The organism is Streptomyces sp. TRM70350 (assembly GCF_019219825.1).
Lineage (GTDB): Bacteria > Actinomycetota > Actinomycetes > Streptomycetales > Streptomycetaceae > Streptomyces.
This window is the reverse complement of record NZ_JAHUXH010000003.1, coordinates 271,903-296,909: the sequence shown is the minus strand read 5'-3', so window position 1 is coordinate 296,909 and position 25,007 is coordinate 271,903. Positions and strand designations below refer to the sequence as shown.

The 25,007-nt window shown below is 70.8% G+C and carries 25 protein-coding genes, 7 tRNA genes and 1 pseudogene; 11 read left to right on the top strand and 22 right to left on the bottom strand.

Annotated features, from left to right (window positions below; all coding sequences use genetic code 11):
- Positions 1 to 22 precede the first annotated feature (22 nt).
- Positions 23 to 571, bottom strand: a complete 549-nt coding sequence (locus tag KWI83_RS07405) for an HIT domain-containing protein (protein ID WP_218513466.1) — start codon at positions 569 to 571, stop codon at positions 23 to 25.
- Between the two features lie 78 nt (positions 572 to 649).
- Between KWI83_RS07405 and KWI83_RS07400 the strand changes: the two are divergent.
- Positions 650 to 1,307, top strand: a pseudogene (locus KWI83_RS07400) (potassium channel family protein).
- A 32-nt stretch (positions 1,308 to 1,339) separates the two neighbouring features.
- On the opposite strand, the gene thrS reads toward KWI83_RS07400, so the two are convergent.
- The 3 genes from thrS to KWI83_RS07385 all read right to left on the bottom strand — a co-directional run bounded on the left by thrS (position 1,340) and on the right by KWI83_RS07385 (position 5,196).
- Positions 1,340 to 3,316 (bottom strand): threonine--tRNA ligase, encoded by a 1,977-nt coding sequence (gene thrS / locus KWI83_RS07395; RefSeq protein WP_218513465.1) that lies wholly within the window; start codon positions 3,314 to 3,316, stop codon positions 1,340 to 1,342.
- Positions 3,317 to 3,415: 99 nt separating this feature from the next.
- On the bottom strand, positions 3,416 to 4,633 hold the full coding sequence (locus KWI83_RS07390) for a hypothetical protein (RefSeq protein WP_218513464.1): 1,218 nt from the start codon (positions 4,631 to 4,633) through the stop codon (positions 3,416 to 3,418).
- Positions 4,630 to 5,196, bottom strand: a complete 567-nt coding sequence (locus KWI83_RS07385; RefSeq protein ID WP_218513463.1) for a DUF4365 domain-containing protein — start codon at positions 5,194 to 5,196, stop codon at positions 4,630 to 4,632. Before KWI83_RS07385 ends, KWI83_RS07390 begins: the two co-directional genes overlap by 4 nt.
- Before the next feature lie 190 nt (positions 5,197 to 5,386).
- On the opposite strand from KWI83_RS07385, the gene KWI83_RS07380 reads away from it, so the two are divergent.
- Positions 5,387 to 6,112, top strand: coding sequence for a 3'-5' exonuclease (locus KWI83_RS07380; protein ID WP_218513462.1), 726 nt, complete (start codon positions 5,387 to 5,389; stop codon positions 6,110 to 6,112).
- A gap of 46 nt (positions 6,113 to 6,158) precedes the next feature.
- On the opposite strand, the gene KWI83_RS07375 is transcribed toward KWI83_RS07380, so the two are convergent.
- From KWI83_RS07375 to KWI83_RS07335, 9 genes are all read right to left on the bottom strand, one after another.
- A tRNA-Val gene (locus KWI83_RS07375) sits at positions 6,159 to 6,230 on the bottom strand.
- A 39-nt stretch (positions 6,231 to 6,269) separates the two neighbouring features.
- The gene (locus KWI83_RS07370; protein ID WP_218513461.1) at positions 6,270 to 6,728 is read right to left on the bottom strand and encodes an SRPBCC family protein; all 459 of its coding nucleotides are present in this window, start codon (positions 6,726 to 6,728) and stop codon (positions 6,270 to 6,272) included.
- 143 nt (positions 6,729 to 6,871) lie between these two features.
- Complete coding sequence (locus KWI83_RS07365; protein WP_218513460.1) at positions 6,872 to 9,616, bottom strand: Tat pathway signal sequence domain protein; 2,745 nt, start codon at positions 9,614 to 9,616, stop codon at positions 6,872 to 6,874.
- Between the two features lie 95 nt (positions 9,617 to 9,711).
- Complete coding sequence (locus KWI83_RS07360; protein ID WP_218513459.1) at positions 9,712 to 10,302, bottom strand: hypothetical protein; 591 nt, start codon at positions 10,300 to 10,302, stop codon at positions 9,712 to 9,714.
- 7 nt (positions 10,303 to 10,309) lie between these two features.
- The gene (locus tag KWI83_RS07355; protein ID WP_218513458.1) at positions 10,310 to 11,185 is read right to left on the bottom strand and encodes a carbohydrate ABC transporter permease; all 876 of its coding nucleotides are present in this window, start codon (positions 11,183 to 11,185) and stop codon (positions 10,310 to 10,312) included.
- Positions 11,182 to 12,153, bottom strand: a complete 972-nt coding sequence (locus KWI83_RS07350) for a carbohydrate ABC transporter permease (RefSeq protein ID WP_218513457.1) — start codon at positions 12,151 to 12,153, stop codon at positions 11,182 to 11,184. The genes KWI83_RS07355 and KWI83_RS07350 overlap by 4 nt, the downstream gene beginning before the upstream one ends.
- Positions 12,153 to 13,439, bottom strand: a complete 1,287-nt coding sequence (locus KWI83_RS07345; RefSeq protein WP_218513456.1) for an ABC transporter substrate-binding protein — start codon at positions 13,437 to 13,439, stop codon at positions 12,153 to 12,155. The genes KWI83_RS07350 and KWI83_RS07345 overlap by 1 nt, the downstream gene beginning before the upstream one ends.
- A gap of 390 nt (positions 13,440 to 13,829) precedes the next feature.
- A tRNA-Val gene (locus tag KWI83_RS07340) sits at positions 13,830 to 13,901 on the bottom strand.
- 76 nt (positions 13,902 to 13,977) lie between these two features.
- Positions 13,978 to 14,430 carry a TIGR02611 family protein gene (locus KWI83_RS07335; RefSeq protein WP_218513455.1) on the bottom strand — a complete coding sequence of 151 codons (453 nt, stop codon included), beginning with the start codon at positions 14,428 to 14,430 and terminating at the stop codon, positions 13,978 to 13,980.
- A 191-nt stretch (positions 14,431 to 14,621) separates the two neighbouring features.
- Between KWI83_RS07335 and KWI83_RS07330 the strand changes: the two genes are divergently transcribed.
- Positions 14,622 to 15,035 (top strand): SsgA family sporulation/cell division regulator, encoded by a 414-nt coding sequence (locus KWI83_RS07330; RefSeq protein ID WP_004002642.1) that lies wholly within the window; start codon positions 14,622 to 14,624, stop codon positions 15,033 to 15,035.
- A 372-nt stretch (positions 15,036 to 15,407) separates the two neighbouring features.
- The gene (locus tag KWI83_RS07325; RefSeq protein ID WP_218513454.1) at positions 15,408 to 15,968 is read left to right on the top strand and encodes a CGNR zinc finger domain-containing protein; all 561 of its coding nucleotides are present in this window, start codon (positions 15,408 to 15,410) and stop codon (positions 15,966 to 15,968) included.
- An 81-nt stretch (positions 15,969 to 16,049) separates the two neighbouring features.
- Here KWI83_RS07325 and KWI83_RS07320 read toward each other — a convergent pair whose 3' ends face one another.
- Both KWI83_RS07320 and KWI83_RS07315 read right to left on the bottom strand, forming a co-directional pair.
- Positions 16,050 to 16,202 (bottom strand): hypothetical protein, encoded by a 153-nt coding sequence (locus KWI83_RS07320; protein WP_189699665.1) that lies wholly within the window; start codon positions 16,200 to 16,202, stop codon positions 16,050 to 16,052.
- Between the two features lie 160 nt (positions 16,203 to 16,362).
- Positions 16,363 to 16,809, bottom strand: a complete 447-nt coding sequence (locus KWI83_RS07315; protein ID WP_218513453.1) for a hypothetical protein — start codon at positions 16,807 to 16,809, stop codon at positions 16,363 to 16,365.
- 224 nt (positions 16,810 to 17,033) lie between these two features.
- On the opposite strand from KWI83_RS07315, the gene KWI83_RS07310 reads away from it, so the two are divergent.
- A complete protein-coding gene (locus KWI83_RS07310; protein ID WP_218513452.1) occupies positions 17,034 to 17,552 on the top strand; it encodes a DsbA family protein in 519 nt (172 codons plus the stop codon).
- A 52-nt stretch (positions 17,553 to 17,604) separates the two neighbouring features.
- On the opposite strand, the gene KWI83_RS07305 is transcribed toward KWI83_RS07310, so the two are convergent.
- Genes KWI83_RS07305 through KWI83_RS07295 form a run of 3 tightly spaced genes read right to left on the bottom strand, consistent with a single transcriptional unit; the run spans position 17,605 to position 20,429 of the window.
- Positions 17,605 to 18,429: a GNAT family N-acetyltransferase gene (locus tag KWI83_RS07305; RefSeq protein WP_218513451.1), complete on the bottom strand. Its 825-nt coding sequence runs from the start codon at positions 18,427 to 18,429 to the stop codon at positions 17,605 to 17,607.
- 54 nt (positions 18,430 to 18,483) lie between these two features.
- On the bottom strand, positions 18,484 to 19,305 hold the full coding sequence (locus KWI83_RS07300) for an aminotransferase class IV (protein WP_218513450.1): 822 nt from the start codon (positions 19,303 to 19,305) through the stop codon (positions 18,484 to 18,486).
- A complete protein-coding gene (locus tag KWI83_RS07295; RefSeq protein ID WP_308121995.1) occupies positions 19,302 to 20,429 on the bottom strand; it encodes a chorismate-binding protein in 1,128 nt (375 codons plus the stop codon). Before KWI83_RS07295 ends, KWI83_RS07300 begins: the two co-directional genes overlap by 4 nt.
- Before the next feature lie 178 nt (positions 20,430 to 20,607).
- Between KWI83_RS07295 and KWI83_RS07290 the strand changes: the two genes are divergently transcribed.
- The 5 genes from KWI83_RS07290 to KWI83_RS07270 all read left to right on the top strand — a co-directional run bounded on the left by KWI83_RS07290 (position 20,608) and on the right by KWI83_RS07270 (position 21,081).
- A tRNA-Gly gene (locus KWI83_RS07290) sits at positions 20,608 to 20,680 on the top strand.
- Positions 20,681 to 20,718: 38 nt separating this feature from the next.
- Positions 20,719 to 20,792: transfer RNA gene (locus KWI83_RS07285), tRNA-Cys, on the top strand.
- A gap of 1 nt (position 20,793) precedes the next feature.
- Positions 20,794 to 20,865 (top strand) — tRNA-Val (locus KWI83_RS07280).
- A 26-nt stretch (positions 20,866 to 20,891) separates the two neighbouring features.
- A tRNA-Val gene (locus KWI83_RS07275) sits at positions 20,892 to 20,963 on the top strand.
- Between the two features lie 46 nt (positions 20,964 to 21,009).
- Positions 21,010 to 21,081: transfer RNA gene (locus KWI83_RS07270), tRNA-Val, on the top strand.
- An 81-nt stretch (positions 21,082 to 21,162) separates the two neighbouring features.
- Here the strand turns inward: KWI83_RS07270 and KWI83_RS07265 are convergent.
- The 4 genes from KWI83_RS07265 to KWI83_RS07250 all read right to left on the bottom strand — a co-directional run bounded on the left by KWI83_RS07265 (position 21,163) and on the right by KWI83_RS07250 (position 23,411).
- Entirely contained in the window at positions 21,163 to 21,453 is a 291-nt protein-coding gene (locus KWI83_RS07265) for a zf-TFIIB domain-containing protein (RefSeq protein ID WP_218513449.1), read from the bottom strand.
- A gap of 80 nt (positions 21,454 to 21,533) precedes the next feature.
- Positions 21,534 to 22,472 (bottom strand): aminoglycoside phosphotransferase family protein, encoded by a 939-nt coding sequence (locus tag KWI83_RS07260; protein WP_218513448.1) that lies wholly within the window; start codon positions 22,470 to 22,472, stop codon positions 21,534 to 21,536.
- A 258-nt stretch (positions 22,473 to 22,730) separates the two neighbouring features.
- A complete protein-coding gene (locus tag KWI83_RS07255; protein WP_171117481.1) occupies positions 22,731 to 22,937 on the bottom strand; it encodes a hypothetical protein in 207 nt (68 codons plus the stop codon).
- Between the two features lie 204 nt (positions 22,938 to 23,141).
- Positions 23,142 to 23,411: a hypothetical protein gene (locus tag KWI83_RS07250; RefSeq protein WP_141309333.1), complete on the bottom strand. Its 270-nt coding sequence runs from the start codon at positions 23,409 to 23,411 to the stop codon at positions 23,142 to 23,144.
- Between the two features lie 196 nt (positions 23,412 to 23,607).
- On the opposite strand from KWI83_RS07250, the gene KWI83_RS07245 reads away from it, so the two are divergent.
- Complete coding sequence (locus tag KWI83_RS07245) at positions 23,608 to 25,005, top strand: serine/threonine-protein kinase (protein ID WP_218513595.1); 1,398 nt, start codon at positions 23,608 to 23,610, stop codon at positions 25,003 to 25,005.
- Positions 25,006 to 25,007 lie beyond the last annotated feature (2 nt).

Genomic DNA, 25,007 nt, shown 5'->3' with positions numbered 1-25,007 from the left:
GTGCGGCGGGAACGCCGCACCGTCACGCCGTCGGCCAGGCGTCCGCCAGCATCTTCCGCGTGTCGGCCAGCAGCTGCGGCAGCACGCGCGTGTGCCCCACCACCGGCATGAAGTTCGTGTCGCCGCCCCAGCGGGGGACGATGTGCTGGTGCAGATGCGCGGCGATGCCCGCGCCGGCGACCGAGCCCTGGTTCATGCCGATGTTGAAGCCCTGGGCGCCCGACGCGGTCCGCAGGGCCGTCATCGCCTGCTTGGTCAGCCCGGCCAGCTCCGCGGTCTCGGGCTCGGTGAGGTCGGTGTAGTCGGCGACATGGCGGTAGGGCACGACCATGAGGTGGCCGCCGTTGTACGGGTACAGGTTCAGCACCGCGTACACCTGCGCACCGCGCTGGACGATCAGTCCGTCCTCGTCGGACTTCGCCGGGATCGAGCAGAAGGGGCAGCCGTCGTCGGCCCCCGGACCGGTCGGCTTGTTCTCGCCCTGGATGTATGCCATCCGGTGGGGCGTCCACAGGCGCTGGAACGCGTCCTGCGTCCCCACTCCGATCTGCTGCTCCGGCTCACTCGTCATGCTAGGCAGCATATGGCTTCGCCCGTTCGCGGCGTGTCGCCGGGGCTCGCCGAAACCACCCGGGGCCAAGCTGGGCCGATGGACGACGACAGCCTCCAGGCCCGCTCGGAGCGCCGCACCGAGCTGCCCCTCGGCCTCGCGTCACTGCTCTGCCTCGCCGCCTACGCGATCCTCGTCCTGGCCCACCGGCTGCCCACCGTCGGGTGGGACGTCTGCCTCGTCGTGATGCTCACAGCCTGGGCACTCTTCGCCGCCGACTACGCGGTGCGCCGGCGGCTCAGCGGGCGGGGCCTGAGTTTCGTATCCGACGCACTGGCTGGACACGGTGGTGGTCCTGTTGCCGCTGATGCCGCCGGTGCGGGTCGTCAAGCTGTACGAGACCGTACGGCGGCGGCGCGGCGAGGCGCGGCTCACGCTGTACGCCCGCGTGATCGTCTATGCGGGGCTGAGCGTCTGACTGCTCGGCTTCACCGGTGCGCTCTCCGTCTACGACCATGAGCGGGGGGCGCCCGGCGCGACCATGCGGACCTTCGGGGACGCCGTGTGGTGGACGTGCTCGACCCTCGCGACCGTCGGCTACGGCGACATCGCCCCGGTGACGCCGATGGGCCGGCTCATCGCCGTCGGGATCATGGCGTGCGGGCTGGCGCTGCTGGGCACGGTCGCCGGGTCGTTCTCGTCGTGGCTGATCCAGGTGCTCTCCCGCGAGGACAGCGAAATGCCTCCGGGAAGCTGAACAGAACATCCCGGAGGCCTTTCACCTACGCGTCAGACCTGCACCCGCTCCTCGACGACCTTCGCGATCTTGGCGATGGCCTCGTCGAACGGGATGCCGTTCTCCTGCGAGCCGTCCCGGTAGCGGAAGGACACCGAGCCGTTGGACATGTCCTCGTCGCCCGCGATGACCATGAACGGGACCTTCTGCTTCTGGGCGTTGCGGATCTTCTTCTGCATCCGGTCGGAGGACGAGTCGACCTCGACCCGCAGGCCCTTCCTCTTCGCCGCCGCGGCGAACTTCTCCAGGTAGTCGACGTGCGCGTCGCCGATCGGGATGCCGATCGCCTGGACCGGCGCCAGCCACGCCGGGAAGGCGCCCGCGTAGTGCTCCAGCAGCACCGCGAAGAACCGCTCGATCGACCCGAACAGCGCGCGGTGGATCATCACCGGCCGCTGCTTGGAGCCGTCCGCGGCGGTGTACTCCAGGTCGAACCGCTCCGGCAGGTTGAAGTCGAGCTGGATCGTCGACATCTGCCAGGTACGGCCGATGGCGTCCTTGGTCTGGACGGAGATCTTCGGCCCGTAGAAGGCGGCGCCGCCCGGGTCCGGGACCAGCGGAAGCCCCTGCTTCTCGGCAACCTGGCGCAGCGTCTCGGTGGCCTCCTCCCAGGCCTCGTCCGAGCCGACGAACTTCTCCGGGTCCTTGGTGGACAGCTCCAGGTAGAAGTCGGTCAGGCCGTAGTCGCGCAGCAGACCGAGGACGAAGGTGAGCGTCTTGTCCAGCTCCTCGGACATCTGCTCACGCGTGCAGTAGATGTGCGCGTCGTCCTGGGTGAAGCCACGCGCGCGGGTCAGGCCGTGCACGACGCCCGACTTCTCGTACCGGTACACGGTCCCGAACTCGAACAGCCGCAGCGGCAGTTCACGGTAGGACCGGCCGCGCGCGTCGAAGATCAGGTTGTGCATCGGGCAGTTCATGGGCTTGAGGTAGTAGTCCACGCCCTCGTCGAGCTGCATGGGCGGGTACATGCCCTCGGCGTACCAGTCCAGGTGGCCCGACGTCTCGAAGAGCTTCCCCTTCGTCGCGTGCGGGGTGTAGACGAACTCGTAGCCCTCCTCCTCGTGGCGGCGCCGCGAGTAGTCCTCCATGACCCGGCGGATGATGCCGCCCTTGGGGTGGAAGACGGCGAGGCCGGAGCCGATCTGCTCCGGGATGGAGAACAGGTCCAGCTCGCTGCCCAGCTTGCGGTGGTCGCGCTTCTCGGCCTCGGCGAGGAAGTCCAGGTACGCCTTCAGCTCGTCCTTGGACGGCCAGGCGGTGCCGTAGATGCGCTGGAGCATCGGGTTCTTCTCGCTGCCGCGCCAGTAGGCGGCCGCGTTGCGCATCAGTTTGAACGCCGGGATGAGCCGGGTGGACGGCAGGTGCGGACCCCGGCAGAGGTCCTTCCAGCACAGCTCGCCGGTCTTGGCGTCCAGGTTGTCGTAGATCGTCAGCTCGCCGGCGCCGACCTCGACGTCCGCGCCGTCCTCGGACGAGGCCGAGCCCTTGAGGCCGATCAGCTCCAGCTTGTACGGCTCGTTCGCCAGCTCCTCGCGGGCGGCCTCGTCGGTCACCACGCGGCGGGCGAACTTCTGCCCCCGCTTCTGGATCTCCTGCATCTTCTTCTCGATGGCCCTGAGATCCTCGGGCGTGAACGGCTTGTCGACGTCGAAGTCGTAGTAGAAGCCGTCCTTGACCGGCGGGCCGATGCCCAGCTTGGCCTCGGGGAAGAGCTCCTGCACGGCCTGCGCCATGACGTGCGCGGTGGAGTGGCGCAGGATGTTCAGGCCGTCCTCGGAGGAGATCTCGACGCCCTCGACCTCGTCGCCGTCGGCGAGCTCGTGGGCGAGGTCCTTCAGCTCACCGCCGACGCGCGCGGCGATGACCGAGCGCTCGCCGGCGAAGAGGTCGGCGGCCGTGGTGCCCGTCGTCACCGTGCGCTCTTCCCGCTCGGAATCGCGTTGGATGATCACACGGACGTCTGACACCGGTCTCTCCTGACTGAAGGTGGATGCGGCGCCATACCGAGAGCGCGCGCATTAAGGGATCGTACCGACCCCGGACCACCCCAGGCGAAATCGGACCCCTCAGTCCTCCCCGCTGCACGCCTCCTCGAAGAAGTCGAGGTTTTCCTGCAACGACTTCATCAGCTGGTCCCGCTCCGCGTCGTCCACCTGCACCGGTACGACCCCGGAGGCGCCCGTCAGCCGCCGGAAGCCGCCCCGGCTCTCCAGCCGCCCGTGCACCCGCACCGGCAGCCCGACGAGGTGGGCCTGCCCGGCGATCCGGTAGTCCTCCTCGTCCAGGGTGAGCCGGACGTGCGGTATCTCGGCCCCGGCCAGCACGCGCAGCCGTACGGCCCCCTCGCCGCGCCGCTCCGACCTGCGCATCCGGACCACCTCGCCGGTGATGCGCACCGGCACGGACGGCTCCTCGCGCAGATAGCGGGCCCCGGCCTCGCGCAGGACGGGCAGATCGCCCGGCGAGAACTCGACCGCCTCGTCGGGTGCGGCGCCGCCCTCGGGCGGACCGGCGGCGGGCGCCCACCCGACGGCGATGCGCGCGCCCTCCGTACCCCGCACCAGGGAGATGAGGGCCTCGGTCAGCTCGCGGCTGACGCCCGCTTCCACGGCCCCGTCGAAGGCGTCCATGCCGCCGGTGGCGCGCTGGTAGTCGATGGCCTCGCGGACTGCGTACAGGGCCTGGTGGAGGCGGACGGCGAGCGGGCGGGCCGGGTCGACGGGCACGAAGGCGGTCAGGCCGCGGCCGCCGGTCGCGGCGCCGACCAGGACGCTCTGCAGCATCACGGCGGCGGCGCGCTTGTGCCGGGCGCCGTAGTAGCCCGCACGCGCGCGTGTGGCGAGCGCCCCGGCGAGCAGCATCTGCCGGGCGGCGGTGCGCAGCTGTTCCTCGACGGTCCAGGACGCCGCCCCGCCCGGTCCGCTGGGCACGTCCCGCCACCAGCGGATCTCGTCGCTGGGCACGCTCAGCCCGACCAGCACCTCGCGCGCGGACGGTGTGGCGCTGCGGGAGAGGGCGACGAGCGCCTCGCCGAGCAGGTCGTCGCTGTCGGGGAAGGCCCGGCTCTCCGGCACGAGCAGGCTGGTGCCGTTCGCCCCGGGCCCGGGCGGGGTCCAGCGGCCGTAGCGTCCGGCGGCGCCGCCGCGGCGCTGCCAGCCGTGCCGGTGCAGCAGCGCGCCGAGCACGGCGGGGTCGACCCGGCCGGGCTCGGGCGGCTGGTTCCAGGGGGCTTCCGGGTGCGGCCGTACGGGCTTGAGGGGCTCGTCGAGCGGGCGGTGCGTCATGGTCTGCCTCCCGTCCCGACCCGCGTCATGATCTCGCACAGCGCCCGGTCGTCGAAGATGCGTGCGGTCGGTATACGGACGTTGGTCCGGTGCCGGCCGGTGATGGGGTGACCGGCGAGGTTGACCCAGTAGCAGCAGTGCCTGAGGTCGAGCCGGTCGTGGCTGGCGCGCAGCCAGTCGTCCTGCGACCGCGGGACGAGCATCACGACGAGGATCTTGTGCACCGAGACCGGGGTGCGGGCGAGTTTCGCCAGGTGGTCGTTGTCGAGCGTGAAGGAGAAGAAGCGCCCGGGTGGTTTGGGCGCTCTCTGGTACGTCGCCTTGAGCTGCACCTTGATGGTGACCTCGTCGTCGACCGTGTGCCCGGGCGCGCTGTGGCTGACGTGCCAGTCGATGCCGTTGTCCGGGAAGGGCTGGGAGAGCGAGCAGCCGGCGGCCGCCGCTACGGCGTGCAGATAACCCACCTGCAGTGTCTCCATGCAGGCGGTGGTGGCGAGTGAACCGCGATGGGGGCCCGTGCGTTCGGGCAGCAGCCCGCCCCGCTCGGGCTGCGCTATCGCCATGGCCAACAGCCTTCCAAGCAAAGTGAAATGTCCCCGCGCCGGGGACGCGCACGCGGAACACGCCGCTGAACTGCGCGGACCCGTACTTCTGTTGTCTCCTCCCGGCGTACGGCGCAAACGGCCCGGGTATCACCAAACGGGCAGAAGACGGTGCGTCAGCTGCCGTGGGTGAACGAGGAGTTGTGTACGTATGACGTGCTGGTACGAGGGCCCTCTGGCGGCATTCGACACGGAGACAACGGGCGTGGACGTCGAGACCGACCGGATCGTGTCGGCCGCCCTCGTCGTCCAGGACGCCCCTGGCACGCGGCCCCGGGTGCACCACTGGCTGGTGAACCCGGGTGTGCCCGTGCCCGCCGAGGCGACGGCGGTGCACGGGCTGACGGAGGATCACCTGGCGCGCAACGGCCGCTGGCCCGCGCCGGTGATGCACGAGATAGCCACCGAGCTGGCCGAACAGGCGGGGACCGGGCGGCCGTTGGTGGTGATGAACGCGCCGTTCGACCTGACGCTCCTCGACCGCGAGCTGCGCCGGCATCGCGCCTCGTCGCTGGGCCACTGGTTCGAGTCGGTGCCGCTGCTCGTCCTGGACCCGCGGGTGCTGGACAAGCACCTGGACCGCTACCGCAAGGGCCGCCGTACGCTCACCGACCTCTGCGCGCACTACGGCGTCCCGCTCGACGGCGCGCATGACGCGGCCGCGGACGCGCTGGCCTCCCTGCACCTCGTACGGGCCATAGGGCGTCGGTTCGCGTCCCGGCTGGAGCGCCTCTCCCCCGCCGAGCTGCACACCCTGCAGGCGGTGTGGCACGCGGCGCAGGCACGCGGCCTGCAGGCGTGGTTCGCGCGCAGTGGCAGCGAGGAGGCGGTGGACCCGGCGTGGCCGCTGCGTCCGGGGCTGCCGACGGCGGCGTAGAGGGTGCAAAAAAGCCGGTCCGCTGCGGCGGACCGGCCTTTCCCGGTGGGCGATACTGGGTTCGAACCAGTGACCTCTTCGGTGTGAACGAAGCGCTCTCCCACTGAGCTAATCGCCCGGGAACGCACTGAACAATACAGGTGCCCCGGCGCTTCCTTCAAACCGCTTCGGACAGACGCCCCAGGTACGCCAGCAGGCCCCGCCGCCCGGCCCGCATCATCAGCCAGTGGTTGGCCCGGAAGACCGGCCGCCCGGGTACGGCGAACCGCCGCAGCAGCGGCTTGTTCACGTCCACCACCTGGTCGTAGCGGGCCAGGCATCCGGTCCCCGCCGGCGTGACCGTCCAGCGCGCCCAGCCCTCGATGTCGCCGGACATCGCGATCTCCAGCACCCCGGCCCGCGGATCCCGCCGCACCTCACGCGCGGTGATGGTCATGTCGTACGGGAGGAGCGACCGGATCCGGATCACGCCGTGGACGCCGCCCCTGGCCTCGACCTCGCGCACCTGTCGCCACCAGCGCGGATACTCCTCGGGCCGCTCCAGCACGCCGTACACGGTGGCGGGCGGGGCGGGCAGGGGCCACAGGCTGCGGAAGCGGTAGTGGGTCCAGTTCATGGGCGCAGTCTGCCCATGGGAGGACAGTTCCGTGCCCGATCCGAGTACGTTCTGAGTACGCGTACTCATGGCGTACGACGTGACCTGGACCACACTCCTGAACGAGCGCCGCCGCCCGTGCGGCGGCGCTCTTCCCGGGCTTCCTAGGAAGGCATCTTGTCGCCCACCAGTGCCAGGTTCTGGATCGCCGCCAGCCCGTACAGCGCTGTGGCGTTGGTGGACACCCAGGCCGCCTCACTGCCCGGGACCAGGGCGGTCGGGCCCTCGATCTTCTTCGTGGACCAGTCCGTGGACTCCTTGTAGTCCCAGGTGTCCCGGCTGTTGTAGAACTGCTGCCACGCGCGGGCCGCCAGCGTGTCGTCGCCGGTCTGGACGGCGGCATAGGCGTCCTGGCGTGAGTGGCCCTGGAACAGGAGCAGGCTGCCGAAGTGGGTGCCGTAGCGCGCGGACTGTTCGGCCCGGCTGGCGTTGTAGTAGCGGCAGTAGTCCAGCCACGCCTCCTTGAACTTCGGCATGTCGACCTGGTCGATCAGCTCGGCGCACAGCTCGACCAGGCCGAACATCGCCGACAGGTGCGACACCCCGACCCTGGGCTCCGCCGCGATGGCGAACTTGCCGGTGTCCAGGTCGTACAGCGCGTTGCCCTGGACGAAGCCGTTGGGCTGGGCGGCGATGGTCTCCATCGTGGACAGCACCCGCGCCTTGGCCTTCTCCCACTTGGGTCCGCGCCGCTCCCACTCGGTGAGCCAGGCGGAGACCAGGCCGCTCCAGTCGGTGCCGAAGCCGATGGACAGGGCGTTGCGGTCGGGGGTGTACGGCTCGGTGCGGATCTTGCGGATGGGGTCGAGGACCAGGAAGGTCTCGTCGGAGTCGACGTTCGCGTGCATGAGGTCGCCGACGCGTTCGTCGGCGGTGAGGAAGTAGTAGTAGCGCCGGTAGGTGGTGTTGGCGATGCGCTGCTGCTTGGCGCTGTCGGCGTAGTGCTGGACGCCGTGACGCGTCCCGAGACCGGCCCACTCGCCGATGTGGTAGACGTCGACCTCGCCGGTGTGCCGGGTCATGGCCTCGGCGAAGCGGAAGATGTCGGCGCGGCCCGAGCGCATGTACGCGAACCACAGCCACAGGTCGGGTGAGAGCTCGGAGTTGTCCCAGGCGTAGCCGCCGACGTCGTAGCACCACTGGTGGCGGGCGGGATCGTACGAGTGCATGATGTCGCCGTAGTCCCAGAAGCCGTACCAACGGCGCATCTCCACCTGGTCCTTGTAGTAGGTGAAGAGGAAGTCGAGGTGGTCCTCGATCTTCGCCTTGGCGGGCGTGGAGCGGTCGGGTTCGGAGAACAGCTTGCCGAAGACGCCCGCGTTGATGAGCTGCCGGGGCGGGGCGGCGAGTTGGGGCGGGGTGCGGACGGCCTCGACCTGCCGGGCCATGTCCTCGGCGCTGGGTGTGGACTCATGGGCCCAGAAGAGGAGTTCGCTGGTGCGGGCGATGCCGTAGGGGGTGCCGAAGCCGGGTTCGTAGTCCTCGTAGGTGATGTTGAGGCCTTCGAGCTGCTCGGGGTAGGTGTCCTGGCCCATGCCGTCGTGGTAGAAGCGCAGGTCCATGGGCTGCGCCTCGGGCGACCAGAGCCAGAGGGTGACCTCGGCCTCGTCGGTGTGGGCGTCGCGGATGTCGAGCTGGGCGGGGAACTTCTCCCAGAAGTCGCGCAGCCCGAAGGCGAACCCGCCGCTCGCGCCACCGACGTATCCGAAGCCGCTGGCCCGCCGGCCGCCGCCCGCTCCGATCCAGCCGTGGCCCTTCTTGGTGCGCTTGCGCACGGTGAAGCCGTCGGCGGACAGCTGCGAGAGGGTGTAGTCGCCCCACTCGGGGATGTACTGCAGGCGGGTCGTCACCCGCTGGTCCCAGGTCGACGGGTCCGGCAGCTTCCTGCCCTCGAACTGGGCCGTCCGCACGGCCGCCCCCGGGTCGCGGCGCAGCCCGGTGACGCCCTTGACCGCCTCGCGCAGCAGGCCGGTGCCCTCGCCGCCGATGCGGATGTGCCGGTCGTAGGCGGCGTCCCGCATCGGCACGGTGAAGCGGACGCCGATGCCGCGGATGAAGTCGCCGCTGGCCTTGCCCGGCTCCTGCTTGCCGTCGTACGTGATGGTGTGCATCATGCGGAAGGATTCGGCGCCCGCGTAGAAGTAGAGGCGGATGGAGAACGGCAGCCAGCTCCGGCCGCCCTTGCGGTGCTTGCCGTCGATCCGGACGACCGCGCGGACGGGCCCGTCCTGCTCGACGGTGACCTCGGAGATGGCGCTGTCGAAGCGCTCGTACTTCACGGTGCCCTGGTCGTCGTCCTCGACCTCGGGCTGGCGGAGCAGCACGAGCCGGCCGTTCTTGGCGATCTCCGTCGAACCGCGGGTGACCGACTTGACGAGGGTGGAGCCGGACTTGCCGATCTTCGCGGTGATGACGCCGGTCGATATGTCGATGGTGCCGCCGCGCTTGTCGACGGTGACCTTGTGGGCGGGTGCGGTGGGCTGCGCGCCGGGGGTGAGGGTGAGCTTGCCCGCGCCGCCGGAACTCACGGCGTGCGCGGTCCACTTGAGGGAGCCGTCCGGCCAGTAGGCGAGCGGCCAGGACTGCACGGGCACAGCCGTGCCGTCCTCGTCGGTGAGCGCGAAGGTCTGGTCCTCCTGGTGGACGCCCTTGGGCCAGGGGACGCCGACGGTGGAGCCGGGGGCGGCGCCGAGGCCGCCGTCCTCCAGCCAGTTCAGGGGCACGGGGTCGTCCGCTCTGGGCGCGGCCGGTGCGGCCTGTGCGGCCGATCCGAGCGCCCAGCTGAACTGCGCGGCGGCTCCGGCGACGGCGGCCGCCTTGAGAACGGACCTGCGGGGGATGGGGGACATGGCCTTTCCTTTCCGTGCGGGAAGCGTTTCGGATGGTCAGGGGCATGACAGGGAGGGTCGCGGCGCCGATGGCGCCGGACCTGGTGCACCGCCGGTCAGCGATGCCGGTACCGCTCCTCCACGGCGACGGCGGCCGCCGCGACGGCCCCCAGGACGGGAACCGCCAGCGGGGGGATGAACCAGCCGGAGCAGGCGACGACCACCAGTCCGCCGACGAGCAGGAAGGACCCGGCGGGGTCCCGGAGGGTCCGCCGCCCGGCGGCGGCGAGCAGCGCACGCCAGGAGGCCCCCGGCGTCCAGACCGCCGCCGCCCGCAACCCGGCGACGACGACCCCGATCAGCGCGCACAGCCCGACGGCCCCGACGAACGGCCCGCCGGGAATCCCGGCCCGCGCGGCCTGTACGTCCACCCAGACCGCGATCGCCGCGGCCCACCCGGCGACCCCGACGAGCCAGCCGCGCCGCACGGCCGCCCGGAAGTCGGCGACGAACTCCCGCCGGCCGCCGCCCTCGTGGGCCGTACGTCGGCGCAGATGCCGGGCACCCGCGGCGAACGCGGCGGGATAGGTGACCACACCCAGGGAGGCGACCGCGATCCACACCCCGGTCAGCAGACACTCGGCGAAGACGGCGAACCGCTCGGCGAAGACGGACTCCCGACGGGCCTTCACACGCGCTTCGGCCATGGCCGCATCAACCCTTCAGACCCGACGTCGCCATGCCGTCGATCAGATAGCGCTGGAAGGCGAGGAAGAAGAGCAGGACGGGCAGCAGGGCGACCAGCGACATCGCGATCATGCCGCCGTAGTTGGCGACACCCTCCTGGTCGCGGAACATCATCATGCCGAGGGACACGGTGTACTTGCCGGGCTCGTTGAGGTAGATCAGCGGGCCCATGAAGTCGTTCCAGGCGTTGATGAAGGTGAAGATGGCGCTGGTGATGAGTGCGGGCCGGCACAGCGGCAGCACGATCGACCAGTAGATCCGCAGGTGCCCGCACCCGTCGATCCGGGCGGCCTCGTCCAGCTCCTTCGGCAGGTTCCGCATGAACTGCACCATGAGGAAGACGAAGAACGCCTCGATGGCCAGGAACTTGCCGATCAGCAGCGGCACATAGGTGTTGATCAGCTCCATCTTCTGGAACATCACGTACTGCGGGATCAGCAGCACGTGATACGGCAGCAGCAGAGTGCCGATCATGAGGGAGAACATCAGGTTCCGCCCGGCGAACCTGATCCGGGCGAAGGCGTAGGCGGTCAGCGAGCAGGAGATCAGGATGCCCGCGACCGACCCCAGGGCGTAGAAGAGGGAGTTCTGGAAGAAGATCGCGATGGAGATGTCGGCGATGCCGTCGGCCAGACCCTTGAAGTTGTCGAGGATGGGACTCGTCGGGAACAGGTCCAGGCTGGCGATGATCTCCCGGCTGGGCTTGAACGAGGCGCCGATGACCCAGATGACCGGATAGAGCACGACCGCCAGGACGAGCAGGGCGCTGAGGTGCCAGACGAGGGAGCCGGTGCGCTTGCGGCCCAGGGAGAGGGATCGGGTCGTGGGCGTGGTGGTGCTCATCGGGCGGCCTCCTCGTAGTGCACCCACCGCTTCTGGGACCAGAAGAGGACCGCCGTCACCAGGGCCACGGCGAGCAGCAGCATCCAGGCCATCGCGGAGGCGAAGCCCATCTGGGCCTCCTTGAAGCCCTTCTGGTACAGGTAACAGGTGTAGACGAGCGTGGCGTCCGCCGGTCCGCAGGTGGCGTTGGAGACGACGTACGCCGAGCCGAAGATCTGGAAGGAGTGGATGGTCTCCAGCAGCACGTTGAAGAACAGCACCGGGGAAATCATCGGGAGCGTGATGCTCCAGAACCGCCTGAGCGGTCCGGCCCCGTCCACCTCTGCGGCCTCGTACAGCTCGCGCGGCACCTGCTTGAGCCCGGCGAGGAAGATGACCATGGGCGCGCCGAACTGCCAGACGGTGAGGGCGACCAGGCAGTAGAGGATCCAGTCCGCGTTGCCGACCCAGCCGCCGACGTCCATGCCGAACAGCGACTGGGTACGGTCCACGATGGCGTCGTCGGAGAACAGCGCCCGCCAGACGAAGCCGACCGAGACGCTCGCGCCGATCAGCGAGGGGGCGTAGAACGCGGCCCGGTAGAAGCCCTGCCCGCGCCGGCTCTGCGCGAGCAGCAGGGCGACGCCCAGCGCCAGCAGCAGTTTCAGCGGTGTGCCGATGACGACGTACTTGGCCGTCACCTCCACCGAATTCTGCCAGCGGGGGTCCTCGAACATCTTGGTAAAGTTGTCGAAGCCGACCCAGTTCGGCGCGGTGAAGAGGTTGTAGTCCGTGAACGCGAAATACAGCGAGGCGACCATCGGCCCCGCGGTCAGCAGCAGAAATCCGGCGATCCACGGGGACATGAACAGGTAGCCGGCGAGATTCTCCCGGCGGCCCCGCCGCTTGGCGTCGCCCGGGGCGTCGGGGCGCTTCTCCGATGCCTGCGGCGGGGAGTCCTTGACGAGCGTCGTCACTGCGGTTCCCATCAGGCGGCGAGGGCGGTCTCGGCCTCGGAGAAGAACTGCTTCACCGCGTCGGAGACCTTCGACTTGCCCAGGCCCACGTCACCCGCGATGCGCAGGAAGGCGGCCTCGACGGTGTCGGCGCCGGCCGGGTGCGGGGTGATGGGCCCGAGTACGCCCGCCTCGGCGACGTCCTTCTCGTACTGGGCGATGGCCTGCTGTGGGGCGTCGGACGGCTGGTAGGCCTCGAACTGCTCGGTGGTCGCCAGGATGCCGCGGTCGTAGCCCATGATCTTGCCGACCTCGGGATCGTGCACCATGAAGTCGATGAACTGCGCGACCTCCTTGGGGTGCTTGGTCCGCGCGGAGGCGCTCAGCATCAGCGAGGAGAGGTACTGGCCGGTCTGCTTGCCGTCGGTCGTGGGGATCGGCGCGAGCCCGTAGGTGCTGTCGCCCTCCGTGGTGTAGCGCACGGTGAAGTTGTCCCAGGTGAACTCGGACGCCCCGTCACCGGAGGCCAGCGCCGACTTGGGCTTGAGCTGCTCGACCTTCTTCGGGTCGGTGATGATCCCGGCCTTGACGCGGTTGTACCCGTCCGTCCACCACTCCGTCAGATCGGCCTCCGTGAAACCGAGTCCGTCCTCGGTGAAGAACGCCTTGCCGTTCTGCCGCAGGTACAGGTCGTACAGGTACATGATGCTGAAGTAGCCGGTGTCGCCCGCGACCTTCTGGGTGTTGCGGATCTTCTCCAGGGCGGCGAAGTACTCGTCCCAGGTCCAGCCCTGCTCGGGCTTGATACCAGCCTTCTCAAAGACCTTCTCGTCGATGACAAGTGACATCGTGTTGGATCCGACCGGAACGCCGAGCAGCTTTCCGTCCACCTCGCCGACCTTCTCGACCCCGGCCCGGAAGTTGTCCATGCTCAGATTTCCGGCGTCCACCTGGGACTTGAGGTCGAGGAGCACGCCCCTCTTGTCGTACTTCCGCAGAAACGCTACGGAGTTCTGGAAAACGTCCGGCGGATTTCCACCGGCCGCCTGGGTCTGGAACTTCTCCCAAAAGGCGACGTAATCCTGGAAGTCGGTCTCCACCTTGATCTTCGGGTACTTCTTCTCGAAGAGCGCGATGGTCTGGTTGATTCTCTTGGTCCGCTCCTCCGCACCCCACCAGGCGTAACGGATCGTGACCGTCCCGTCGCCCGACCCGCTGCCACCCCCTCCGCAGCCGGCGGCCGTCAGCCCCAGCGTAGCCAGCGACACACCGGCCGCCTTGAGTACCGTCCGCCGCTCCATGTTCCCGCCGCCGTGCATCGCAGGGCCCTCCCCAACCGCTCGTGAATCGTTTCAAGTAAGCGCTTGCTGGCACAAGGTACGAAGGGGCCGGTGGTGCGTCAATGATTCGGACAGGAATTTCTTGCGCGCGCGACCGGAGTCCGGGCGGGGCGCGGAAGCCGGGCAGCCAGGGAGACGGGGCGACGCCGCAGGTGAAAGGGGCACGGCCGCCGGGTCGAACGCCGGGCGGGCTGTCGTACCGAGGTGCCGCCCGGCCGGAAGTCGCCGGGGAGGGGGGTGGCCGGTCGACGCGGCAGCGGCCCGCCGGTCGACGGGATGCGGCGGCGACCCACGGTGACGACGACGCCCGGCGGCAGCGGACACGACAAGGGCCCACCTGCTGTCTCGCAGGTGGGCCGCGTCTCCGGGTGGGCGATACTGGGTTCGAACCAGTGACCTCTTCGGTGTGAACGAAGCGCTCTCCCACTGAGCTAATCGCCCGGGCGCAGGAAGAACATTACCCCATGTCAGCGGGTGTGGGAGACCACGGTGGGCCACCGCCGCACCCCGCCACCGATCACTGGTCCTCGATCTTCCACGGCATCGCGAAGCCGAACTTCCAGACGTAGAAGGCGACGATCGCGGCCACGATCACGCAGCCGACCGTCGTCAGGATGATGTTGCGTCGGCGCACCTTCGGGTCGAGGGCGCGCTGCGCCGCCTCGGTGACCTTGCGCTTGGTCCAGCGCAGCACCAGCTGGGCCCAGACGAACTCGGTCGCCCAGATCGCCATGCCGCCGAAGATGATCACCCAGCCCGGACCCGGCAACGGCAGCAGGATGATGCCGGTGATCACCACCCCGAGCCCGACGAGGAAGACCCCCACCTGCCAGCTGACGTGGAGCAGACGTCGCGCCTTGATGAATTCCGGCGCCCTCGAACCGAGCTCCCGCTCGCTCTGCACCCCGTCCGTCCCCGTCTCGTTCGCAGCCATGGCGACCTCGCCAGGCTTGCTACTCCCCGTATTCATACGGCCAAACCCTACCTGAACGATTCCAGTCACCGGAATGGGCGCACCCGGCGAACAGGTTCTCGGCCGGAAGAGTTACGTAAAGGCACGCAAAACCCTCAGAGGGGTTTACAACGGCACCGTAGGTGGCATGTCGATTTCGCCGACGTGCGAATCCCCGAGCGCACACTGAGCGAAAGGCCCTGGCGCTTATGAACACCACGGTCAGCTGCGAGCTGCACCTGCGCCTCGTTGTGTCGAGCGAGTCCTCCCTGCCTGTCCCCGCAGGCCTGCGGTACGACACGGCCGACCCCTACGCCGTGCACGCCACCTTCCACACCGGAGCCGAGGAGACCGTCGAGTGGGTGTTCGCCCGCGACCTCCTCGCCGAGGGGCTTCACCGGCCCACAGGAACCGGCGACGTCCGCGTCTGGCCCTCCCGCAGCCATGGTCAGGGCGTCGTCTGCATCGCCCTGAGCTCCCCCGAGGGGGAGGCGCTGCTGGAGGCCCCCGCGCGGGCCCTGGAGTCGTTCCTGAAGCGAACCGACGCCGCCGTGCCGCCGGGCACGGAGCACCGGCACTTCGACCTTGACCAGGAGCTCTCGCACATCCTGGCGGAAAGCTAGGGCGAGACCCACACCAAACTGCCCGGCCGTCCACTCGGGGAGACGGCCCGGGCCTGCCCCAAGGCGCCCAGGACAACCGCATACGGCACGCACCGGCGCCGCCACCGCGCATCCATGCGGAGGCGGCGCCGGTATGCGTGATGCGTCCGGTCCAGGCGCCCCTGTGAGGGGTGGTCGCTCTTCTGGGACCTGGCCGCCCCTGTGGAGGCCGTGGCGGCTCCGCTGCGGCCGTCGGGAACCGCAGCACGCCCCCGTCGCGTTCTACGGGCAAGCGCGGGCGGCTGCGGCCGCAGGCGATGGGACGGCGCCGGGAGCCACTACCATCGGCCAGCATCGGCGGGCGCCCGCCCACCCCAGGCCAGGGAGCGAAACGTGCTGATCACCCACGACACCCGGTGCGCGCTCGACACCGTGGTCGATCTGGTGAACACCGCACCGGAGGACGAGACGACGCCGGACGGGCTGGCGGACGTCGCGGCTCTCGCGGATTTCGTACGAAAGCACGAGATCAGCGATGTCGGGGTGCTCTCGGAGTTCGACCTCTCGGCGGTGCGCAAGATCCGTGGCCGGTTCGCCGGGATCTTCGCGGCCCCGGACGTCCGCACCGCGGCCGGGATGATCAACGAGTTGGTCGCCGCCGCCGGCACCACGCCCCGCCTCACGGACCACGACGGCTACGACTGGCACGTGCACTACTTCGCGCCCGGCGCCTCCGTCGCCGACCACCTGGCCGCCGACTGCGGGATGGCGCTGGCCTTCTTCGTCGTCGCCGGCGAGCGTGAGCGGCTGCGGCGCTGCGAGGCCCCCGACTGCCGACGCGCCTTCGTCGATCTCTCCCGCAACCGCTCGCGGCGTTACTGCGACAGCCGCACCTGCGGAAACCGTCTGCACGTGGCCGCCTACCGGGCGCGCCGCAAGGAGGCGGCGGGCTGACCCCCGGCATCTGAGCCGGTCAGCGGGACATCGATGCCGACGCGGTTCCCGGCGGATGGCGCCGGGGACCGCGCGTACGGCTCACAGCAGGAACAGATCGTGCAACGCAGCCATGAGCAGCAGACACCCGATCACCGCAAGGAAGATCATCAGCGGTGGCTGGGAAAGGGCGAAGAGGCACCCGCGCGGCTCGTCCTTCGGCGGCGCGGCATCGCTCTGTGTCGTGTCCAGCATCTCGCGGCGATGATGGCGCAGGGTGCACCCCCGGCGCGATCAAGACGCACGAAGATGCGGGACTTCGCCGATTTCCGTGATCACCTGCACGTCTGTGGCGCGAGCCGGACAGGTTCCGATCATCCCAAGGATTGGGTCGTTTCAGTCCGGCATGCGGACGTCATATGCCGTGCTTCTTGAGGATGGCCTCGATGTCGCTGAAGTCGTCCGCGGCATCCGTACCGGACGCGGCGTGCGGCTTGGTCCGGGGCCTGGCCGTCGGGCGGGACGCCGGGCCGAGGGAGGGCGCCGAGGCCTGCGGAGCCACCGGGTCGTGCTGGGCCGCCGCGCCCACCGCGCGCCCCTTGCGGCCGCGTCGGCGCTCCACCGCCCGTGTGGTGGCGAACAGCAGCCAGGCACCGCCGAGCACACCGAAGCCCGCCCAGGCCACGGGGCTGAAGGCGGTGTCCGCGGCCCACTGCACGACACCGGTCATCACCAGGCCGAGCGGGACCAGCGCGTAGGCCGCGATGCGGGCCGCCGTGAGGAAACGCTTGCGGAACGCCGTCACCGCCGCGATGCCCAGGCCGGCCGCGGCAACGGCGGAACACACGGTCTCGGCAATCATCCGGTCCTCCAGGCAGGCTCGGGCGGGCGGGGCGCCTCGCCCCTTCCATCCTGCACCCCTCGCGCCCCGACAGGCCATGCCCCGCCCGGACATCAGGGACATCTCCGGGTCGGCTGCTCCGCAGGTGCCGGTGGGCGCGTAGGACTCGGGGGGCGTATGGGGGTCGTACCCACGGCCACCGGAGCCGATTGGGTCCGGCGCGCCGGTGCTGGGAGACTGGGCCCATGAACGACGCCTCCCCCGCCCGCCCCGCGCCCGTCCTCGACGTCTGGTGCGAACTCCACTGCCCGGACTGCCGTAGCGCCCTGGCCGATCTCCGTGCCCTGCGCGCCCGGTACGGCGACCGGCTCGAACTGCGGCTGCGGCACTTCCCGCTGGACAAGCACCAGCACGCCTTCGCCGCCGCACAGGCGGCCGAGGAGGCCGCGGAGCAGGGGCAGGGGTGGCCGTATGTCGAGGCGGTGCTGGAACGGGTCGAGGAGCTGGACCGTAAGGGAGAACCCTTCCTGGTCGAGGTGGCCCGGGAACTCGGCCTGGACGCCGAGGAGTTCGACACCGCGCTGATCGACGGTCGGCACATCCTGATCGTGGACGCCGACCAGGCCGAGGGGAAGGCGATCGGCGTGACCGGCACTCCGACGTATGTGATCGGCGGCGAGCGCCTGGACGGCGGCAAGAGTCAGGAGGGGCTGCGCGAGCGCATCGTGGAGATCGCCGACCGGCTGCTGGCCGAGCAGGAGTGACGCCCGCGATCTTCAGTCCGTGACCTTCAGACTGGGACCATCAGACGCGACCTCAGAGCAGGTCCTTGTACAGGGTGTACCGCATCGTCGCGTACCCGAGTGACTCGTAGAGCCGCTCGGCCGGGGTGTTGCCCGCGAAGACGTTGAGGCGGAGGACGCGCCGACCGGCGGCGATCGCCTGACGCTCGGCCAGCAGCATGAGCGTACGGCCGTGTCCTCGGCCGCGGTGTTCCGGCCGGGTCTCGACGTCGAAGACGTAGGCCTTGTCCTCCTGCAGTGCCAGCCACAGGGTGCCCACCGGCGTCCCCTCCTGTTCCAGGACGCTGAACAACATGTCGGCGGTGGCCACCCCGTCCGGCAGAAGCTGCTCGTGGTCCCGTCGCGCCTTGGCATGCGCCTCGGCCTCGGGCACGCCCGCCTCGATCCAGGTGCGCGCGTACTGCTCCGACTCGTGCACCTGCCATGCCGCGAACTCGGCCTCGGTCATGGGCCGCGCGCGACGGTCCGCGGGCAGTTCGGGCGGGGTGTCGCCGAGGTGCTTCTCCATGCCGCGGTTGCGCAGGACGTATCCCAGTGCCGTGGCGAGCCGGAGGCCCGCCTCGGCGTCGCCGGGGACGACCGCCTCGATCTGCCGGCAGCCCCAGCCGCGCGCCACCTCCTCCGCGGCGAGCGCGGCGACCGTGCCCCGGCCGCGCCGACGGTCCGGCTCCTCTATGCGCAGGTCGAGGATCCGCGCCACCGAGTCGCCGAAGGCAGGTGACGTGCCGAGGTGTATCGCGCCGACGGGACGGCTGTTCACGCACACCTGGTAGTGGCGGGAACGCGTCCCGTCGGCCGCGCGCTGAAGCGGCTCGGTCGGCCGCAGGGTGGTGGTCATCAGGGGTGTTCTACCCGGTCCGGACCCCCACGTGTGCTGAATATGTCCGGCGTTCTACGGGTCGAGGTCGTCGCCCGACCGCTCCTCGAAGATCCGCATGGCCTTCGCGGTCACCGGCCCCGGGGCGCCCGGCAGTTCGCGGTCGTCGACGCGGTGGACGGCCTGGACGTCACGCAGGGTGGACGTCAGGAAGACCTCGTCGGCCCGTTCCAGCACGTCCAGCGGCAGGTCGGTCTCCTTGGCGCCGGTCCACTCGACCGTCAGTGCGCGCGTGATGCCCGCGAGGCAGCCGGAGGCGAGCGGCGGGGTGTGGATCTCGCCGTCGAGGACGACGAAGACGTTCGAGCCGGTGCCCTCGCAGAGCTGCCCGACGGTGTTGGCGAACAGCGCCTCGGAGGCGCCCTGTTCGTGGGCGCGGGCCAGGGCGACGACGTTCTCGGCGTACGAGGTGGTCTTCAGGCCGGTGAGGGCGCCGCGCTCGTTGCGGGTCCAGGGGACGGTGATCACGGCCGTGGAGTCGGGACGGCGCCGGGTCTCGCCGAGGGCGACGACCAGGGTCGGGCCGTGCTCGCCGCGGTCGGAGCCGAGCGGGCCGTGGCCGCCGGTGTACGTGATGCGCAGTCGGCCCAGCGGCATGGGGTTGGCGTCCAGGACGGCGGCGCAGGCGCGGCGGACCTCGTCGTGGTCGGGGTCGGGCAGGCCCAGGCCGCGGGCCGAGCGGGTCAGCCGGTCGAGGTGGCGGGTGAGCGCGAACGGCGTGCCGTCGACCGCCTTCACCGTCTCGAAGATGCCGTCGCCCACGGTCAGCCCGTGGTCGAAGACCGAGACGCGGGCGGATTCGATGTCCTGCAGCCCGCCGTCGAGCCAGATCTTCACTGGTCCCCACCTCGCATGTCCGTGCCGGGGACCTGGCTGCGGCCCGGGGTCCGGGGGTTGTCCCCCGGATGGACACAGCACGATTGCGGTCCCTCTCCACTCACCTCGTACGCTCCCGACGCTACCGCGAGCAGCCGGGCGGCCTTCAGTTCGGTCTCCCGCCACTCCCTCTCGGGGTCCGACCCCCAGGTGATACCCGCGCCCGTGCCGAAGCGCAGCACCCCCTCGGCCCGGTCGATCCAGAAGGTGCGGATCCCGACGGCCAGCTCGCCGGTCCCCCGGTCGGCGTCGACCCAGCCGATGCCGCCGCAGTACGGCCCCCGGGGTGCCGTCTCCAGGGCGTCGATGATCCGCAGGGCGCTCGACTTGGGCGCGCCGGTGACCGAGCCGGGCGGGAAGGCGGCGGCGAGGAGCTCCGGCCAGCCCGCGTCGGAGCGCAGCTCGCCGCGCACGGTGGACACGAGGTGGACCAGCCCGGGGTGCTTCTCCACGGCGCACAGATCGGGGACGGTCACCGTGCCGGAGACGCAGACGCGGCCGAGGTCGTTGCGGACCAGGTCCACGATCATGACGTTCTCGGCGTAGTCCTTCTCCAGCAGGTCCGCCTCGGTGCGGCCGGTGCCCTTGATCGGGCCCGACTCGACGATCCGGCCCGCGCGGCGCAGGAAGAGCTCGGGGGACGCGCTCGCTATCTCCACGCCGTGCCCGGGCAGGCGGATCGTTCCGGCGTACGGCGCCGGGTTGCCGCGGGCCAGCAGCGCGGTGAGGGCGTCGGGGTCGGCGCCCGGGGCAATGGGCGCGGACAGGACGCGGCAGAGGTTCACCTGATAGACCTCGCCGGTCGCGATGTGCTGCCGTATCCGGCGTACTCCCGCCGTGTACGAGGCGCGGTCGAGGGACGACGTCCAGTCGTCGACGGCCGGGCCGTGCCAGGCGCCCGGTGCGGGGGCGGGCACCGGTTCCTCTCGTACGTCCGCGAAGCGCGCGCAGGTCAGACGGCCCTCGAAGTCGGCGGCGACGGCCCAGAAACCGGTCGAGTCCAGGGCCGTGGGGTCGCTGGTGACGTCGAGGAGGCCGGTGGCGACGCGGTTGCCGAAGCGGGCGAGAGGAGGGAGATCGAGCACGTTGTCGAGTCTATGGTGGGTGTCCCGCAGGTGGCCGTGCCGTGTCCTTTCCGGCGGTCCGGCCACGCCCGTGACCAGGTGCAGCGCAGCACGCTGCACAAACGCGTTTTTGTACTGGCCCCGGAATCCGCTAGAGTTCAACACGTCGCCGGGACGCGGAAGCGGACCGAAACGACAGGCGGACGTAGCTCAGTTGGTAGAGCGCAACCTTGCCAAGGTTGAGGTCGCGAGTTCGAGCCTCGTCGTCCGCTCGCAGGAAGAGGGGATCCTCGTGGTCCCCTACACTCCTGGTGGAGTGGCCGAGAGGCGAGGCAACGGCCTGCAAAGCCGTCTACACGGGTTCAAATCCCGTCTCCACCTCCAAGGACGATTAGCTCAGCGGGAGAGCGCTTCCCTGACACGGAAGAGGTCACTGGTTCAATCCCAGTATCGTCCACTGGATCTTCTCGAAGGTCCCTACCCGCGCGATTAGCTCAGCGGGAGAGCGCTTCCCTGACACGGAAGAGGTCACTGGTTCAATCCCAGTATCGCGCACGCAGTGCCCGTGATCGGCTCCATGGCGTGACGATCGTGGTCCCGAGGACGATTAGCTCAGCGGGAGAGCGCTTCCCTGACACGGAAGAGGTCACTGGTTCAATCCCAGTATCGTCCACACACCCCGAAGCCCCCGGCCCTTCCGGCCGGGGGCTTCGGGGTGTGTGCGGGCCGGTCAGCCGGAGACCGGCGTCCGCGCTCAGCTGGAGAACAGCATGTGGCCGAAGCTCTTGTGGCGGCGGTGGCCGTGGTGGTGGCCGCCGTGGTGCCCGCCGTGCGGGGCGCCCCAGGCGGGCGCGGGCGGGGCCGGGTACGCCTGCGCGGCGGGCGGGGGCGGCGGGGCGGGCTGGGACCACTGGGACTCCAGCCGGGTCAGGGCCTCCAGCTCGCCGTAGTCCAGGAAGATTCCACGGCAGTTCGCGCACTGCTCGATCTGGACGCCGTTGCGGTTGTACGTGTGCATGGGCGCGTGACACTTCGGACACTGCATGGTCGCCTCAACTCCTCGCCGGTCGGTCCTGCTTCGCGTATCGCCAGGACAGACTCTGTCCGGCTGCGGTCGGTTGCACCCTACTTCGCGGCGTTCCGGGGCAACTGGGCGGGGACGGAAGCCATTCGGGCACAGGCGTCCACGAGGGACCGCTCCACCTCGTCCAGGGGACGGTCCGCCGTCAGGGCCTTGGTTATGGCCCGGGCGGCGGCCTGGACGGTGAGGGCGCGGGCCGGGACGTCCAGGGCGGGCCAGGGATCGCCGTCCGGCGGGACGGCGGGGCCGCCGGACGCCCGGTAGGCGGTCAGGAAGCGGGTCCACTCGTCGGCGGGGAGCAGTCCGCAGGCGTACCAGGCGGCCGGGCGGGCCAGGTCCCAGGCCGCCGGGCCCACGCCGAGGTCGTCGATGTCGATCAGCAGCCAGGGGCCGGTGGGTGTGGGGTGGCGGACGAGCTGGCCGAGGTGGAGGTCGCCGTGGCAGAGGGTGCCGGTGTCCGGGAGAGCGCCTTCGTGGCGGGCCCAGGCGGGGAGGGTGGCCCAGGCGTGCAGTACGGCGGTGGTGGCGGGGTGCGGGACGGCCGCGCGGAGGCGGGCGATCGCGTGGGCGGCCTTCGCGGGGCCGCGCATCGCAGGGAGCGGGACGGGAGGCGGGGTGCGGTGCAGGCGGGCGAGGAGGGTGGCCGCGGCCTCCCAGGGGGCGGCGTCCGGGGTGTCGGGGTCGACCGGGATGCCGTACGGCCAGAAGGTCACCAGTCTGCCGTGCAGGGTGACGGGCGTCGGGGTGAGCGGGGGCAGCAGTACGCCGGGTGCGCTGACGGCCGTCGCGAGGCGGGCGGCGAGTTCGGCGGGGTCGGTGTCCGGGGCGTGTGCCTTGGCGACAGTACCGGCGTGCCGGACGACCGTGGCGTCGGCGCGATCGGCGAGGGTGACCTCCGCTCCGCAGGCGCAGGTGTCGGCGTGCGGGTGGGCCGCGGTCCTGACTCGGGCGGCCAGGACGGAGAGGAGGGGTGGTGCGGTCACGGGGCTTCCTTGGAGCGGGGTGGGTGCTGGGAGGGTACGTCGGTGGGGGCGGGCCTCTGGCGCGCCGGTGCCGGATGTTGCCGACGGGCGGCCCCCGTACCGGCCCGCCCCTCTCCCGGAAAGCAGCCCCGGACCAAAGCAATGCCGGCGCAGCTCCCCAGCTGCGCCGGCATTTTGCCGTCCGCCGCACCCCCGTCCCCACGGGGTTATGGGTGGATGTCCCCGCCCGGACCGCTCTTCCGGGCCTGGGGTCGCCGCTCAGCGCCCCAGCATCACGCCCACGGACGACGCCTGTGTGGCCACTGTCTCCCAGCCGTCGAAGACGACGAGGAGCAGGACCGCCAGGGGAAGAGCCATGACCGTTGCCACCAAGGGGTGGCGGCGGCCCGTGCGGCGCGGGCGGAACGCGGCGTGCGCCTTGCGCCCCTGCTCGCGGATCAGCGTCCGCGGTGCCGTGTAGGCCATGGTCCCTCTCCTGACCGTGCTCAGTTGTCGTTGGCAGCGGCGGGCGTCTGACCTCGGGGGACGAGTGCTGCACCCGCCGCTTGACCTCAAATCTAGGTGCGCGAGGGGTGCCGGGCGTCATGCCCTCGTACCGATTGGCGGGCCTCCCGGAGGATGAGCCATGGCGTGGGGAGTACTCCCCTGGGTGGAGAAGCAGGCCCGGTTCTAGGGGTCTTCCCGGAGGGGGCGCCCGGTGTGTCCGGGCTTTTCCGAGCTGTCCTCGCGGGGCACCGGCTGCTCGACCAGGGCCAGCACCCGGTTCGCCATGAACCGCGCCGTACGGACCACAACGCCGGTCCTCGTGACTTCGCTCACTTCCACGACACCTCGGCGTACCGCCGTCTCCACTCGGCGACCCGCCCTGCTCGCCACCACCTCGTACGTACGTGTCGTGTCACCGGCGTCCACGACTATCTCCACCCGGTCACCCTTCACGGACCCAATCCCCCTTCTGCGTCGGACGGTTGGCAGCGCCGACGGCGCAAAGGCGCCCTGTCGGCACGCTCCCTGACCATCCCTCAAGTCTCGCATCCGGCACTGACAATCCATCCGGCCGAGAGGGCGCGGCCTCTGCGCGCAGGCGGCCACGGAAACGTAAGCTGTGCCACGTCACACGGACCGGGCAGCGGGGATGAACATGGCGATGATGCGCCTGAGGCGCGAGGACCCGCGCGTCGTCGGCTCGTTCAGGCTGCACAGACGGCTCGGCGCGGGCGGGATGGGCGTGGTCTACCTGGGCTCCGACAAGAAGGGGCAGCGGGTCGCACTGAAGGTGATCCGGCCCGACCTGGCGGAGGATCAGGAGTTCCGGTCGCGGTTCGCCCGCGAGGTCTCCGCGGCGCGGCGGATCCGCGGCGGCTGCACCGCGCGGCTCGTCGCGGCGGACCTGGAGGCGGACCGGCCGTGGTTCGCCACCCAGTACGTGCCCGGTCCCTCCCTGCACGACAAGGTCGCCGACGAGGGGCCGCTGAGCGCCGCCGATGTCGCCGCGGTCGGTGCCGCCCTGTCGGAGGGGCTGGTCGCGGTGCACGAGGCCGGGGTCGTCCACCGGGACCTGAAACCGTCCAACATCCTGCTCTCCCCCAAGGGCCCCCGGATCATCGACTTCGGCATCGCCTGGGCGACCGGGGCCTCCACGCTCACCCATGTCGGCACGGCCGTCGGCTCGCCCGGCTTTCTCGCGCCAGAGCAGGTGCGCGGCGCCGCGGTCACGCCGGCCACGGACGTGTTCTCGCTGGGCGCCACCCTGGCGTACGCCTCGACCGGCGACTCGCCCTTCGGGCACGGCAGTTCCGAGGTGATGCTGTACCGGGTCGTCCACGAGGAGCCCCAGCTGCACGGCGTACCGGACGCGCTCGCTCCCCTCGTACGGGCCTGTCTGGCGAAGGACCCCGAGGAGCGGCCCAGCACGCTGGAGCTGTCGCTGCGGCTGAAGGAGATCGCCGCCCGTGAGGCGCACGGCCTGATCGAGGGGCGGCCGCCCGCGCCGCGCAGCGGCGAGGCGGACTGGCCGACCGGGCGGCTCGCCGACACCTACCCCGACCGCGCCCCGCGCCGTCAGCAGGGCGGGCCGCTGACTCCGGCGCCCCGGAGCGCGGGCAGCTCGCGCGGTCCCGCTCCGGAGCGGGGCGGGGCTCCGGCCCGGGGTGGCGGTACCCCCTCCCGCAACGGCGGTACGCCGTCCCGGTCCGGGGCGCGGCCCACACCCGTCTCGCGGAACACGCCGGCGCGCAACACGACCCGCTCCGGCAGCGGCAGCCGTACGACACCGCGCGGCGCCGCCGGTCGTCCGGCGCCGCGGCCCACCGGGACCGGGCGGCGGCCGGCCAATCCGCGGCTGCTGCGGCAGCGGCTGTTCGTGTTCGTGGTCGTGACGCTGCTCGTGGCGCTCGGCATTGGTGTGGTGCAGGGCTGCCAGGGGGCGGCGCGCGGGCTCGGCGACGAGCGGGGCCGCGTGGTCGAGCGGCAGGAGCACGTGCGGTCGGACTTGTCCGAGCGGTACGAGTCGACGACCGAGGCGTCCCCGTAGGG